Source organism: Leuconostoc mesenteroides subsp. mesenteroides (genome assembly GCA_009676745.1).
In the GTDB taxonomy this organism is placed as follows: domain Bacteria; phylum Bacillota; class Bacilli; order Lactobacillales; family Lactobacillaceae; genus Leuconostoc; species Leuconostoc koreense.
In genome coordinates, this window is sequence record CP046062.1 from 1689003 (window position 1) to 1703382 (window position 14380).

A 14380-nucleotide genomic window follows, 5' to 3' on the forward strand; every position below is an offset into this window, starting at 1 on the left:
GCTATGTATATTCAATCATTTTGCGACTTAACGCTTCACCAAACGCGTCTGTAATCAACGTATTGGTACTATATGGCATCGGAATCGGACCAAGTAAAGCAATAATACCACTTCCTTGATTAGGTACCAAAAATCCACGCGTAATCAAACTGAATTCTGAAAGTAATGGTTCACCAATCTCACGTCCAATTTTGACTTGAACATCTCTCGTTGGCGAAGCAATTTGTCTAACATCCTCAGCATTGTTCAAAAATTCCAACAGAGGTTTCACATCAGTGATATCTGTTTCTTTACTAAAGTCTAAAACATTTAAACGTCCGCCTATATGAACGTTATCACCATTCGATCGTGCCAATACGTCGCCAAAGAGTTGCAAAAAAGCAGCGGGTGTTTTAATCACGCGACTCATTTGCGTAGGTAACTCATCAGACTGCATCATACGCAGTACATCATTGATTGGTCGACCGACCATCTGGTCATTGATGTATGAGACCATACTTTCTAACGATTCAATCGCCATTTCATTTGGCAATTTAAATGTCTGGCTAGTTACTTTACCATCATTAGTGACCAATACTGCAATCAACTGGTGCCCCTCCAAGGGGACCAATCGAAAACCTGAAACCTTGATATCAATTCGCCTTGGCTTTAAAATCAAGGCAGTATAGCCAGTTAAATTTGATAATGTGCTAGCTGCTTCGTCTAGTAAATCATCTATCTCATGGAAGTTCCCACGGAATGATTGAATGACAGCTTGCACATCGCGATTAGTGGCTTTGCGTGTCATCATCAGGTGATCTAAATAATAACGATACCCTTCATATGATGGCACCCGACCAGCAGAGGTATGCATTTTTTTTATAAGATCATCGGATTCTAATGCCGCCATTTCATTACGAATTGTAGCGGAACTGATTTTAATGTCTAGATGTTCTTGCAAACTCTTTGAACCAACCGCATGCTCACGCTGTGTATACTCATAAATAATGGCGGTTAAGATTAACTTTTGTCGTTCTGTTAGCGCCATATTATCGACTCCTTTTAGCACTCACTATATCTAACTGCTAACACTTATTATAATACACTATTTAAGAAAAAATGCAAGTACTATTAGCACTCTTTTTATAAGAGTGCCAATAACCTGCACTTTTACACTTTTGTATTAAAATAATGCCTTGTTTGTCTTGCATCTTCATTCAGTTGATTTATCAGTAATTGAGTATTTTCAAATTTTTCTTCACCGCGCAAATAGTGACACCATTGTATTTGAACAAATTCACCATATATTTCTTCTTGATAATCTAGAATGTTAATTTCAACTGTAATTGGACGAGCATCACCAAACGTGACATTACGTCCGATGCTAGCCATTCCTATATACCAAGTATCATATATTTTTATTTTTACGGCATAAATACCAATGCCGGGCAACCATTCTTTTTCCGGCGTTTTTATATTAGCAGTTGGGAAGCCTAATTCACGACCTCTAGCCTCGCCATGAACAACTATACCTGTTGTCGAATGAAAGCGACCAAGTTGCTGTGCGGCGCCATCTACATTCCCCTGATCTAGCATAGATCGAATTGTTGAAGAGGAAACCTTTTGATTGCAGTCATCAAATTCTGACACAACAACAACGTCAAAACGATTAGTTGCATATGTCGCTAAATGTGTCATATCACTATATGTCCCAGCGGCACCATATGAATGATCAAACCCTGCTACCACCGTAACAGGGTTCAGTTGCATAATTACCTCATCTACAAACTGTTGACCATCTAATTTGGCAAGTTTAGAAGTAAACTGCATGACGTAAACACGATCAACACCAAGCTGACTCATAATGGACTTCTTTTCAGCTAGCGGTGTTAAATAACGCAATGGTTGCTTCAACGTCTGAAAAGCTACGATTGGATGTGGATCATAGGTCAGCACGGCTAAAGGCACTCTCTGTTTTTTAGCTTCTGCTTTCGCACGAGCTAAAACAGCTTGATGCCCGCGATGAACACCGTCAAAAAAGCCCATTACAACGACCTGTTGAACCGGCTTTTTAATATCTAAGTTTGGATAATGTAAACGAATTAATTCTGTCATAGTCATTGGTTATCAAATACATAACGAGAACGCCATAATTGCTCAGTCTCATCATAGTGATATACTGCTTTCAGTTTGTTTTGATAGTATAGTTGTAAATAACTGTTGTTTTCGGGCCAACTAGAAATTTTCTGACCATTTTTTACAGCAAACCATTCACTTTCACTCAAATTTTTAGTTGGCCACTTCAATACTTCTTTAATAGGTATTACATGTTTTAATACTTCTTCGTACGCTAATGTGGACAAAAAATCAAGGTCGTGGGCTTTAGAAATGTTAAAGCCGCTTCCCATCGTTCGAGTTAATGCTGTCATTGTTGCCGGGACAGCAATTGTTTTACCTGTGTCTACAGCTAAAGTACGAATATACGTACCTTTGGAAACAGTGGCTTCAAAATTGAATATCTGCTTACCATCGATAAATTTAATACTAGACGTCCGTTTAAAGTCATGGATTACTGCTTTACGAACTGGACGTTCAACAGTCTCACCATTTCGGGCATACTCATAGAGACGCTTACCATTAACTTTTACAGCAGAGTACATAGGTGGTTTTTGTGTGATTTCACCATTTAATTGCTGTATCGCTTGATCAATTTTTTGGTTTGAGAAAGGAGTTACGATATCCTGTTGATTAACAATCCTACCATCAAGGTCTTCTGTTTCTGTTGAAAAACCTAAGGTAATTTCACCAATATAACTTTTGGGCCGTGTTTGCAGTTCATCAATCAATTTCGTTGCTTTCCCTAAAGCAACTACTAGGACACCATCAACATTGGGATCTAAAGTCCCCGCATGACCAACCTTTTTTTGCCCAATAATACGGCGTACTTGACTGACAACATCAAAAGATGTCATACCACGGGGCTTATTGATAACTAACAAACCATCAACTATCTGATTCTCTGTCATTTTGCAATTCCCCTACTTGCCAAACATTTTGACCTGCGTACACGGAACCATACCGAATATTTGGTAGAGCTTGGTTAGCCCAAACAACATAAATACGCAGTGCATCATGATCAGCAGATAATACCTTCTGATTCGTCGTTCCAATAACATCACCTGCATGTAGTTGTTGTCCCACACCATATTGAGCCAACCGTACAACATTTGATGTGCCCACGACAGTTACAATTACCGTTTGTTCTGAAATATCAGTTAACGTCAAATAATCATTAGTGGATTCACTAACAATTCCCGAAACTGGTGCCATTAAATTACCACCGTGTGGCACTAACATAACGCCGGTTTTAGTTTTGAATTGTTCATCGTGACTATCAGTAATTTTTTGCAAATCCCCAGTCACTGGTGCCACTAAAACAGGTACATCATTGTTGCGCACTAATCTATTTGCATTGATTTGACCTGTGCTCTTCAATTGTGATAACTTTTTTTCTGAACCAAAAAGTCGTTTCCAGAAGTTCATCTTTAGCTGCGTACCTTTTCAATATATTTTGTCATTCGTTTCATTCCTTCTGCCAAGTCTTCATCGGATGCAGCGTATGAAATACGAATGTAAGCTTGTGCTGTATCGCTGAAGGCCGAACCAGGAATAACCGCCACTTTACCTTCTTTTGCTAACCGTAAAGCAAACGCATCACCGTCAGTACCTAAATCAGCAGGTAATTTAGCAAATAAATAAAACGCACCTTCTGGCTCAACCACATCAAATCCTAATGCCTGCAACTGTGCTAACACCTTATCTCGACGTTGACGATAAATATCACGCATTTTTATTGGTGTATCAGTGACATCACGTAAAGCGACCAAAGCTGCATCTTGAACAAATGTAGGTACAGCAAAAACCAACGCTCCATGTGTCTTTTGCAATTGTGCAATTGTTTCAGCTTGACCTAAAATAAATCCTACACGGTAGCCTGTCATTGCATGAGATTTTGATAAACCATTAATATAAATTGTACGTTCAGGAATATACTCAGCAAAAGATACATGTTCTTGATCGTAGGTCAGGACGGAATAAATTTCGTCCGAAATAACCCACAAATTATGCTTTGTAAATGTTTCAGCTAATGCAACAATCTCATCACGTGAATAAGTTACTCCTGTAGGATTCGTTGGATAATTCATTAAAATCGCTTTAACAGGTACTGTCGCATTTTGGATGGCTTCTTCAACCATGTCAGGTGTTAGTTTGAAATCGTTTACTGTCGTATCAATGGACAAACGCACACCATGTGCCAAATCAAGAGAAGAAAAATAAGGTCCGTAGGCTGGTTCTGGTACCAATAATCCATCGTTATCATTCAAGAGAGTTTGAAATGTAACGTTTATGGCTTCACTCACACCTTGTGTAATGATAATATTTTCTGGACCATCATAATTTAAATGATACTCACGATTAAAATACGCAACAGCAGCCATTCTCAGATCTGTTTCACCTTGGCTTTCAGCGTAGTGGGAGCGATCGTTTGTAATCGCATCAGTAGTCGCTTGCTTGATACGTTCATCAACAGCAAAACCAGGCTCACCAAAGGTTAACCGTAAAATATCTGGAATATCACGAACTTTTAATTGAAAATCCAATAGTTTGTCAGGCGCCATATCCAATACTATAGAATTGAAGGGTTGAGTTGGATTAGTCATATTAAGTCTCATTTTCTTTCAAAATTAATTGTATAGAACTATTTTAACACAAAAAGCGCTCATCCTAATGGAGAGCGCCCAATATTTCATAATTTATTAATTTTCAGTATGCAGCTTGCGAATCAAGTCCTCAATATGATTGCCATATTGAACAGACGTATCACGCACAAACTTCAATTCCGGTGTTTTGTAAACTGTCAATCGTGAACCTAATTCTTTACGAATTAATCCACTGGCAGCTTCCAAGCCGGCTTGAGTTTTCTTAGCATCACTGGCCAAATCAGATAAAATGGAATAATAAATTGTTGCTATCTGCAAGTCACCAGACAATTCAACGCTTGTTACTGTAACCTCTTTTACTCGCGGATCATTAATACGCTTAAGTAATAAATCGGTAACATCACGTTGTACTTCTTGAGCGAGACGACCTGCACGTTGTGGATTTGCCATAACTATTTTGCCTTCTCTTTCTTTTTATTAACAGACACAACTGACCAAAATATTCAACGTAGTTGTTCTCTTACTTAGGTTTAACTTCTTCCATTACGTAGGCTTCAACAACGTCCCCTGCGTGAACATCATTAAATTTGGCCACTGTAAATCCGAATTCAAATCCCATCTTTACTTCGTTAACTGCATCTTTACCACGCTGCAATGAACCAACTTCACCGTCAAACACAACTACATTATCACGTATAACACGTACCTTAGAGTCCTTAGTAATTTTACCTTCTTCAACCATGGCACCGGCAATTGTTCCGACCTTAGAGAATTTGAACAATTCTTTAACTTCGACTTTTCCAATAACCTTTTCTTCGTATACAGGTTCAAGTTGGCCCTTCATAGCTGCTTCAACATCGTCAATTGCGTTATAGATAACATTGTAGAAACGAATATCAACTTTTTCAGAATCAGATTGTGATTTTGCCAAAGGTGTAGGACGAACATTAAATCCAATAATAATTGCGCCAGATGCTTCAGCCAAAGTAACATCGGATTCATTAATCGCACCAACAGCAGTATGGATAATATCAACACGGACACCGTCAACTTCAATCTTTTTCAGTGATCCAGAAAGTGCTTCGACTGATCCTTGAACATCAGCTTTAACAATAACTGGAACCGTCTTCATCGCTTTTTCAGCCATTGTATTGAACAATGTATCCAAAGTAACAACTGATCCTGAATTGCGGACTGCTTCTTGTGCTCGTTTTGCACGTTCTTCACCTGCTGCACGAGCTGTCTTTTCATCAGCCATAACGATGAAACGATCACCAGCCTGTGGCACGCCATTCAAACCAGTAATTTGGACAGGCGTCGCAGGCAAAGCTTCTGACAGCTCAACACCACGCTCGTTTGTCATTGTACGTACGCGACCATACGTATTACCAACAACAATCGGATCACCAACATGCATTGTTCCTTGTTGTACAAGAACAGTAGAAACTGGTCCACGTCCCTTATCCAAGCGAGCTTCAATTACTGAACCACGCGCTGGCATATCAGGATTTGCTTTCAATTCCAAAACTTCAGCTTGCAACAAAATCATTTCAAGTAGTTCGTCAACATTTTGACCAAACTTAGCCGAAATTTTAACGAAAATTGTGTCACCACCATACTCTTCAGGCACTAAGTCATAAGCCATTAACTGATTCATGACATCGTCAGGATTTGCTCCAGGCTTATCAATTTTGTTAACAGCAACAATGATTGGTGTTCCCGCTGCTTTAGCATGATTAATGGCTTCAATTGTCTGTGGCATAACACCATCATCAGCAGCAACAACAAGAATTGTCAAATCGGTTACATTAGCACCACGTGCACGCATTTCTGTAAAGGCAGCGTGTCCTGGTGTGTCCAAGAATGTAATTAATTTATCACTAATACGTGTTTGGTATGCACCAATATGTTGTGTGATACCGCCCGCTTCACCTTCAGTAACATGGGAATTACGTAGATAATCCAACAATGTTGTCTTACCATGATCAACGTGTCCCATGATCGTCACAACTGGCGGACGAGAAACTAACTTGCTCTCATCAATATTTTCATCATCAAAGAATCGGTCAATATCGGCAACATCTTCTTCTTCTTTTACTTGTGCTTCGATACCATAGTCAGCTGCCAAAATTTCGATTGTGTCTTCATCTAAACTCTGGTTTTGATTTGTAACAATGCCTAGTAAGAATAACTTTTTGATAATTTCTGCTGTATCGCGATGCAACAACTTTGACAAATCTTGTACGTTCATACCAACACGATATTCCAAAACTGCTGGTAACGGTTGTTCTTTACGTACTGTTGCTGGAGTTGTTGGCTGGTGTTTGGCAGCAATACGACGTGACTTTTTAGAACCACGTGGACGATCATTACGGCGTGGTGTTTGTTGACCAGTACCATTAGTATTACGCTTACGTGAGTTATTACGCGCAGAATTGTTGCCAGAAGCAAGCGCACCACCAAACTTTCCAGTACCAGTGGTTGCTGATGCAGTAGCTGGTTTAGCTGCACTAGTTTCCTTTTTTACGACTGGTTTAGTTGCTGTAGCTGGTTTTTTAGGCTGTTTAGCAGCTGCAGAAGCTTGACGCTTTTTTTCATTTTCATTCACATATTGCTTCAAGCTGTTATCCGGCTTAGCAGAATAATCGACTTGCCCTTCACGTGGCTTTGTTGACCAATTTTTCTTCTCTCGAATCATTGGACGACCTTCAGCAGGCGCAACACGTGATCCTGGACGATTATTACGATTTCCACCATTATTTGGACGGTTTTGGCCACCAGTAGATGTATTCGCACGGCCCTGGTTATTACGATTTTGGTTTTGGCCACCAGTATTTGGACGATTATGATTGCTATTGTTAGGACGTGCAGGACGACTTGGACGTGAGCCTCCTTGGGCTGGCGTCGTACCATCTGCTAACTTTGCCGCATGACGACGTTGTGATGCGGGCAATTCCTTACGTTCTGGGACTGCCTGTTTTCGTGCAGGACGGTTTGAACCTGAGAATTTCTTTTCTTCTGTCATTTAGTTCCGCTCCTTTTCTGAAATTAATTGTTTGATTTTGCGACTAAAACCTTGATCAGCAATGGCGAAAACGCCTCGGTTAACACCAATAGCATCTGTTAATTGCTTTTTAGTATAGTCTTGTACTAGTTTGATATTATAGAAGTTTGATTTGTCGGTGAATTTTTTTGCTTGGCTTTTGCCACCATCACTAGGAAAGAAAACTAGAAAAACCTTTTGTCCACGAATAGCTGATAGCGTAGGTTCTGTTCCAAGTACCAGTTTACCAGCACGCATTGCTAAACCAACTAAATTCAATATTTGGTCATCTTTATTTATCACCAAACAACTCCCGACGTGCTTGTTGATGGTCAACGTAAGCAATGAGTTCATCGTAGAATTCATCTGCGACTTTCACACCAAATGCGCTATCAAAGATACGCTTTTCCTTAGCCATTTTTGCATTTTTCACATCTAGGCTAACATAAGCGCCGCGACCATTGGCTTTACCAGTTGGATCTAAAGTCACGTCACCTTCTTTACTACGTACAACTCGAACGAGTTCTTTTTTAGGAAACATTTCACCCGTTACAATGTCTTTTCTCATTGGTATTTTACGAGGTTTCATATGTACCAGTATGATCATAAATCAAGGAATTTATAATCATATTTCCTTTCAAATTATTCTTCGTTTTCGTCAACAGTTGTAGCAGCTGGTGTTGGATCTAAGCTAGTTGCTGCTTCACTTTCAGATTTAATGTCAATCTTGAATCCGGTTAAACGTGCTGCTAAACGAGCATTTTGACCTTTTTTACCGATTGCTAGAGACAGTTGATTATCTGGAACAATAACCGTTACCGCACGGTCGTTAGCTGGATCAAAAATGACATCGGTTACTTCTGATGGATTCAAAGCGTTCGCAATGTATTGTGCTTCGTCTTCAACCCACTCCACAATATCCATATTTTCACCAGCTAGTTCGTTAACAACGCTTTGTACGCGTGTGCCACGTTGACCAACCATGGCTCCAACTGGATCTAAGTCAGCATCATGCGTATAGACGGCAATTTTTGAACGGTCACCAGCTTCACGCGCAATTGACATAATTTGAACGGTACCATCATAAACTTCAGGCACCTCTTGTTCAAACAATCGCTTAACCAAATCAGCCGCTGTCCGCGATACAAAAACTTGCGGTCCTTTAGCATTGTTTTCGACTTTGTTAACCAATACCTTAATACGATCTCCCATATGATAACGCTCATTGGGCATTTGATCGTTCGGTGCCATTACGGCTTCTTGATTACCAGGCAAATTCACATATAGGAATCGTGCATCTTGTCGGTCCACTTCACCCGTTATAATTTCATCTTCGTAATCAGAAAACTTATTATAAATTGCTTGTCGACCAGCTTCACGCATTTTTTGTACAATCACTTGCTTTGCGGCTTGTGCCGCCATACGACCAAAGTCTTTTGGTGTAACATCAAAGCGAATCTCATCTCCCGCTTCATATGCTCGATTAATTGTCAATGCATCGGATAATGAAATTTCTATTTCTTCATCTTCAAAATCATCATCTAAAACAACGTGTTTTACTTGTTTAATACTAATGTTGCCCTTTTTATCGTCAAATGTTGCTTCGACATTATCAGCAGTATTGTATTGCTTCTTGTATGCAGCTTTCAGTGCATCCTCAAGTGCTTCGACAACAACTAAACGATCAATTCCTCGTTCTGATTCAAGAGCATTAAGTGCTTCCACTAATTCTTTACTCATTTGATTTTCTCCATTTTTAACGATTTAAAACTGGACATCCAGTATTGCTTTAGCTATTTCGTCAAAGGTTAATGGCAAACGCCCATTGGTTGTCGTCAGCGTCAAGCCGTCTTTGTTTAAATCAGCAATTTTTCCTTGCCACTTTTTTTGACCTTCTTTGGCAACAAACAAGGATACTAAAATATTTTCATTGGCCTCTTTAGCCCACTCAAAATGCCATAATTCCTTCAATGGCCGATCAGCGCCTGGTGATGAAATATCTAAAACATAGGCTTCGGGAATTGGATCTGGATCTACAGCATCTAACAAGTCATTAACTTCTTGCGTGAATAGTGTCAGATCATTCATCGTAATAAACTGATGATCAGGTTTATCCAGCAAAATTCGTAGAACTCTCTGTCCACCTTCTTTGGTAAACGTTAAATCCCACAGTAAATCATTATTTGCCTCAATGATTGGCGAAATCAAGTCAGTAACTGTCTGTTCGGTTTTGTTTGCCATTTATTTTCCCCTTTCGATGAATAGTTTTGTCAATTACGTTTACTAATATAGCGTTAACACTATCTTATATTGACAATAAGCGTGCTAATCCCATAAAAAATGAGCCGGCCACTTTTTCAAGTGACCCGCCCATTTACAATTGCTATGTAAATTAACTATATTTAGTATACCCTATTTATTAAAATAGTGCAAATTACAGCGAATTTACTTCAATAACGTAAAAAAGCCCGCAAGCTGGGGCTTTTTACTAGACCTTCAGATAAAGGAACTAAAGATAGACTACTAGTTCTTTTTACCAAGAAGCCTTACGAACACCAGGAATTTGACCCTTGTGTGCTAATTGACGGAAGTTCAAACGTGACATTCCAAATTCACGCATGTAAGCGTGTGGACGACCATCAATCCAATCACGGTTATGAACACGTACTGGAGATGAGTCCTTTGGCAAAGCTGCCAATCCAATATAATCACCTGCAGCCTTCAATGCTGCACGCTTGTCAGCATACTTTGCAACCAAAGCTTCACGCTTTTGTGCCTTAGCAATTTTTGACTTCTTTGCCATTACTTAATCTCCTTAAATGTTACTACTTTGCGAAGTTTTGGTGAGTACTTCTTTAACTCAAGGCGGTCAGGCGTATTACGACGGTTTTTAGACGTCAAGTAGATACGCTCACCAGTTTCATCATTTCCTAGAACGACGTGGATACGCATAATCCTTACTCCTTAGTGTTTTTCTTAAAATTTTTATTTGCTTGTCAATACAAATAACTATTATACATGAACCGATTACCAGTGTAAAGGTCTATGAATAAATTTATTAACATTTTATCCACAAAAAATTCACAATTTGAATGGATCGTATTTATTACTTATTTTTTAGAATTGGTTTTCCAATGGTGGAACTACTTGCTTTTTTCTAGAAACAACACCAGGTAGATCAATTACATTATTGTCAAGCTTTTGATCAAACGCTGCTTCGATTGATTGAGCAGCATCCCCAATGTACAAGCCTTTAGAGTTTGAATTCAAGATATCAGTAATCACAAACAAAAAGTCTTCATAACCTTCCTCTGCAATTGCTGCTTCAATTCCTGCCTGACGAGATAATACTTCATCAATATCAACAGTATTGACTTGACCAATTCGGAACTGGTGCCCACCCATTTCAAATGATTTGGCATCACCATCAATTAATTCTTTGTCAGTGCGTGACGATAAATCTGTTCCAGCTTTCAATAAATCTAAACCATAGGCAACATAATCTTCAAGACCGGCAATCTTAGCTAATTCTTCCAAAGCAGGTTGGTCGTATGATGTTGTGGTTGGACTCTTGAGTAATAACGTGTCAGATATAATTGCTGAAGCTAATAGACCGGCAATTTCTGCAGGGATAACAATATTTGCTTGTTTGAACTCATAGTACAAAATAGTTGCTACAGAGCCCCATGGCTTAGCAGTGATATACAGGGGTGTAGAATTTGTGAACGAAAACTTGTGATGATCGTAAATGTTTTCCACGGTAACGTCAGCTAAATTATCAATTGACTGTGCAGCTTCATTATGGTCAACTAAAACAACTGTCTCTGTATCAGCCTCAGAAATCACACGAAGTGGCTTAACTTTAAAATAATCTAACGCGAATTGCGTTTCAGCGTTGGGTTCACCTTGTGCGACTGCTTCTGTATCCTGCCCTTGTTGGTTCAATAAATAACTTGCAGCGATTGCTGATGCGATTGTATCTGTATCTGGGTTCTTGTGCCCAAAAACTAAAGTCTTAGCCATTAGTTTATCTCCTAGCATTTTATATTCTTATTTTAACAAAAACTAATCATTTTGTCTCAGAAATTGTTAGCGGTTTTATAATCCACGGTTCACCATTTTTATCAGTGTCAATAACGTACTGTCCATTGCCAATACGTTGTGACTCATGATAATCGCTTAATTGTAATTCTTGAACTTGATAACGCTTTGTCAAAATAGACAGTGCTTTCACATCGCTATCAAATATTGTCGCCGTGGCAACTTTATAAGCCACAGTTTTCTTCTGTGTGAAAATGAGAACGCCTTTATTACCACGCTTTGAATGATTAATTAACGATACTGGCATATACTTAAATGCGCCATTTTCAGCAACAATAGCAACACTTTGTTCATTATCAGTAATAAACAGTGCAGCTTTGATTGTGTCATCAGCACGTAAATCCATTGCTTTGACACCAGAGGTACGGGAACCGATTTCTGGCACCTCTTTTATCGCATACCGTAAACCGACACCATTATGTGACAACAATAGTACATTTTGGTTTTGAACATTTTGGAAGTATGTAACATTAACAACGTAGCTCACATCTTTTTTAAGCTTAATGGCCATCGAAGACTTCTTTTTATAGGCTTTTGGCACTATATCTGCTAAAGTTGTTTGTTTAATAAATCCATCATTTGAAACTATTGTAAATGCGCCACCCTGTTCGATACTGTCTACAGCAATTGCTTTAATCACAACTTCGTCTTTATCCCAATTCGAAAGTTGCTGTGAAAAATGTTCGCCAGTATCTTTCCACTTTGTATCAGGCAATTCATGTACCGGTCGATAAATAACATTTCCCTTGTTAGTGAACATAAACAAATGATTTGTGGTGTTTAGAGTCCCTTGGAAAACAACTAAATCATCTTCTGCTAAACCATTTTCATTATCCGAAGCTTTGAAGGAACGCAAAGATGAACGTTTGTAGTAACCATTGCGTGATACCAGCACTTGAACATCTTCTTCAGCAATCGTTACTGCTGTATCAATTACTAAATTCTCAACTTCTGCTTCAATGACACTGCGTCGTGGTGAAGAATAGGCCGCAGTAATTGCTTTAATTTCTTCACGAATAACATCTTTCAACGCTGACTCTTCGTGAATAATTTGGTTCAAACGATTAATTTTATCATTCAACTGAGAAAACTCTTCTTCTAATTGCGTCACATCTGTGTTAGTCAATCGATACAATTGTAACGTAACAATGGCTTCAGCTTGTGCTTGTGTAAACTCAAAACGATTAATTAAGTTTTGTGTAGCATCTTTACGATTTTTAGAGGCTCGAATGGTAGCAACAACTTCATCTAATATAGAAAGCATGCGGATTAAGCCTTCAACAATATGTTGCCGTGCTTGAGCCTTGGCTAATTCATACGCTGAACGCTTTAGTACAACCTCTTTTCGGAACGAAAGGAAAGCTTCTAAGCCAGCCTTCAAACCAACGTGTACGGGTCGTTGGTTATGAATAGCAACCATATTGAAGTTATAAGATATCTGTAAATCAGTTTTTTTGAACAAATAAGTCAAAATACCGTTGGCATTTGCTTCCTTGGATAGCTCAATAACAATAGACATTCCTTCACGATCGGATTCATCGCGGACTTCTGCAATACCAGTTACTTCCTTATTCAATCGGATAGCATCAATTTTTGATACCAAATTTGACTTAACAACCTCATAAGGCAATTCAGTAATTTCAATTTTCTTCTTGCCAGCGCGCAGATCAGATATTTCTGTCTTAGCACGAACAACAATTTTACCACGTCCTGTTTTGTAAGCTTTTTTTATACCATCTAGTCCCTGAATAATCCCGCCAGTTGGAAAATCAGGACCTTTTACATAGCGCATTAATTGCGATAAAGTAGCGGTTGGGTGGTCAAGTAAGTAGATTAATGCGGCATTGATTTCTTTCAAGTTATGTGGCGGAATTTCTGTTGCATATCCCGCTGAAATACCAGTTGCACCGTTAATAAAAAGACTAGGAATACGGGAAGGTAACACCGTTGGCTCATAAGTTGTGTCATCAAAGTTCAAAACCATATCTACAGTTTCTTGCCCTAAATCCGCCATCATTTCACCAGCAATTTTTGACAATCGTGCTTCTGTATACCGCATTGCCGCAGCCGGATCATTGTCCACTGAACCATTATTACCGTTCATGTCTATCAGCGGTTCACGAACTTTCCAATCCTGAGATAAACGTACCATGGCTTCATAAATTGATGAGTCACCGTGCGGATGGAAATTACCCATTACGTTACCCACAGATTTTGCTGATTTGCGATATGGATGATCATAGGTGTTTCCATCCTGATCCATTGCAAACAAAATACGCCGTTGCACTGGCTTCAATCCATCTCGAATGTCTGGCAAAGCACGTTCTTGAATTATATATTTTGAATAGCGCCCAAAGCGCTCCCCCATCACTGCTTCAAGTGAGAGTTCGGTTATACGATCTGCCATCTAAGTGCGGTTCTCCTTGATTAAAACATCTATAAAATAATTAATTACAAAAAAATGTAATAGCAAATTTTATCTAAAATATTAAGTAATACCTAATCATCTTTAAATAGTCAGCCATTCTTATCTAGT

At 39.0% G+C, this 14380-nt stretch carries 15 protein-coding genes; all 15 read right to left on the reverse strand.

Annotation, left to right across the window (positions count from 1 at the left end):
* Position 1: 1 nt before the first annotated feature.
* Positions 2–1027 (reverse strand): heat-inducible transcription repressor HrcA, encoded by a 1026-nt coding sequence (gene hrcA, locus GJV51_08445; GenBank protein ID QGM26006.1) that lies wholly within the window; start codon positions 1025–1027, stop codon positions 2–4.
* Positions 1028–1149: 122 nt separating this feature from the next.
* On the reverse strand, positions 1150–2100 hold the full coding sequence (ribF, locus tag GJV51_08450; GenBank protein QGM26007.1) for a riboflavin biosynthesis protein RibF: 951 nt from the start codon (positions 2098–2100) through the stop codon (positions 1150–1152).
* On the reverse strand, positions 2097–3005 hold the full coding sequence (gene truB / locus GJV51_08455) for a tRNA pseudouridine(55) synthase TruB (GenBank protein QGM26008.1): 909 nt from the start codon (positions 3003–3005) through the stop codon (positions 2097–2099). Before truB ends, ribF begins: the two co-directional genes overlap by 4 nt.
* Positions 2983–3522, reverse strand: a complete 540-nt coding sequence (locus tag GJV51_08460; GenBank protein ID QGM26009.1) for a PTS sugar transporter subunit IIA — start codon at positions 3520–3522, stop codon at positions 2983–2985. The genes truB and GJV51_08460 overlap by 23 nt, the downstream gene beginning before the upstream one ends.
* 2 nt (positions 3523–3524) lie before the next feature.
* Complete coding sequence (locus tag GJV51_08465; GenBank protein QGM26010.1) at positions 3525–4700, reverse strand: aminotransferase class I/II-fold pyridoxal phosphate-dependent enzyme; 1176 nt, start codon at positions 4698–4700, stop codon at positions 3525–3527.
* Positions 4701–4796: 96 nt separating this feature from the next.
* Positions 4797–5150, reverse strand: coding sequence for a 30S ribosome-binding factor RbfA (gene rbfA, locus GJV51_08470; protein QGM26011.1), 354 nt, complete (start codon positions 5148–5150; stop codon positions 4797–4799).
* 70 nt (positions 5151–5220) lie between these two features.
* Positions 5221–7725, reverse strand: a complete 2505-nt coding sequence (gene infB / locus GJV51_08475) for a translation initiation factor IF-2 (protein ID QGM26012.1) — start codon at positions 7723–7725, stop codon at positions 5221–5223.
* A complete protein-coding gene (locus GJV51_08480; protein ID QGM26013.1) occupies positions 7726–8046 on the reverse strand; it encodes a 50S ribosomal protein L7ae in 321 nt (106 codons plus the stop codon).
* Positions 8036–8332 (reverse strand): DUF448 domain-containing protein, encoded by a 297-nt coding sequence (locus GJV51_08485; GenBank protein ID QGM26014.1) that lies wholly within the window; start codon positions 8330–8332, stop codon positions 8036–8038. Before GJV51_08485 ends, GJV51_08480 begins: the two co-directional genes overlap by 11 nt.
* A 53-nt stretch (positions 8333–8385) precedes the next feature.
* Complete coding sequence (gene nusA, locus GJV51_08490; GenBank protein QGM26015.1) at positions 8386–9483, reverse strand: transcription termination/antitermination protein NusA; 1098 nt, start codon at positions 9481–9483, stop codon at positions 8386–8388.
* A 24-nt stretch (positions 9484–9507) separates the two neighbouring features.
* Positions 9508–9984, reverse strand: a complete 477-nt coding sequence (locus GJV51_08495) for a ribosome maturation factor (GenBank protein QGM26016.1) — start codon at positions 9982–9984, stop codon at positions 9508–9510.
* A 292-nt stretch (positions 9985–10276) separates the two neighbouring features.
* Positions 10277–10546 (reverse strand): 30S ribosomal protein S14, encoded by a 270-nt coding sequence (gene rpsN, locus GJV51_08500; GenBank protein QGM26017.1) that lies wholly within the window; start codon positions 10544–10546, stop codon positions 10277–10279.
* Entirely contained in the window at positions 10546–10695 is a 150-nt protein-coding gene (gene rpmG, locus GJV51_08505; protein ID QGM26018.1) for a 50S ribosomal protein L33, read from the reverse strand. The genes rpsN and rpmG overlap by 1 nt, the downstream gene beginning before the upstream one ends.
* Before the next feature lie 165 nt (positions 10696–10860).
* Positions 10861–11766, reverse strand: a complete 906-nt coding sequence (locus tag GJV51_08510; GenBank protein ID QGM26019.1) for a manganese-dependent inorganic pyrophosphatase — start codon at positions 11764–11766, stop codon at positions 10861–10863.
* Between the two features lie 46 nt (positions 11767–11812).
* Positions 11813–14251 carry a DNA topoisomerase IV subunit A gene (parC, locus tag GJV51_08515; protein ID QGM26020.1) on the reverse strand — a complete coding sequence of 813 codons (2439 nt, stop codon included), beginning with the start codon at positions 14249–14251 and terminating at the stop codon, positions 11813–11815.
* Positions 14252–14380: the final 129 nt, after the last annotated feature.

Excerpts from the sequence above, each read along its gene's own strand:
- hrcA (QGM26006.1), bottom strand. The coding sequence starts at position 1,027 with ATGGCGCTAACAGAACGACAAAAGTTAATCTTAACCGCCATTATTTAT.
- GJV51_08495 (QGM26016.1), bottom strand. The coding sequence starts at position 9,984 with ATGGCAAACAAAACCGAACAGACAGTTACTGACTTGATTTCGCCAATC.
- nusA (QGM26015.1), bottom strand. The coding sequence starts at position 9,483 with ATGAGTAAAGAATTAGTGGAAGCACTTAATGCTCTTGAATCAGAACGA.
- rpmG (QGM26018.1), bottom strand. The coding sequence starts at position 10,695 with ATGCGTATCCACGTCGTTCTAGGAAATGATGAAACTGGTGAGCGTATC.
- infB (QGM26012.1), bottom strand. The coding sequence starts at position 7,725 with ATGACAGAAGAAAAGAAATTCTCAGGTTCAAACCGTCCTGCACGAAAA.
- truB (QGM26008.1), bottom strand. The coding sequence starts at position 3,005 with ATGACAGAGAATCAGATAGTTGATGGTTTGTTAGTTATCAATAAGCCC.
- rpsN (QGM26017.1), bottom strand. The coding sequence starts at position 10,546 with ATGGCAAAGAAGTCAAAAATTGCTAAGGCACAAAAGCGTGAAGCTTTG.
- GJV51_08485 (QGM26014.1), bottom strand. The coding sequence starts at position 8,332 with ATGAAACCTCGTAAAATACCAATGAGAAAAGACATTGTAACGGGTGAA.
- rbfA (QGM26011.1), bottom strand. The coding sequence starts at position 5,150 with ATGGCAAATCCACAACGTGCAGGTCGTCTCGCTCAAGAAGTACAACGT.
- ribF (QGM26007.1), bottom strand. The coding sequence starts at position 2,100 with ATGACTATGACAGAATTAATTCGTTTACATTATCCAAACTTAGATATT.
- GJV51_08460 (QGM26009.1), bottom strand. The coding sequence starts at position 3,522 with ATGAACTTCTGGAAACGACTTTTTGGTTCAGAAAAAAAGTTATCACAA.
- GJV51_08510 (QGM26019.1), bottom strand. The coding sequence starts at position 11,766 with ATGGCTAAGACTTTAGTTTTTGGGCACAAGAACCCAGATACAGATACA.
- GJV51_08465 (QGM26010.1), bottom strand. The coding sequence starts at position 4,700 with ATGACTAATCCAACTCAACCCTTCAATTCTATAGTATTGGATATGGCG.
- parC (QGM26020.1), bottom strand. The coding sequence starts at position 14,251 with ATGGCAGATCGTATAACCGAACTCTCACTTGAAGCAGTGATGGGGGAG.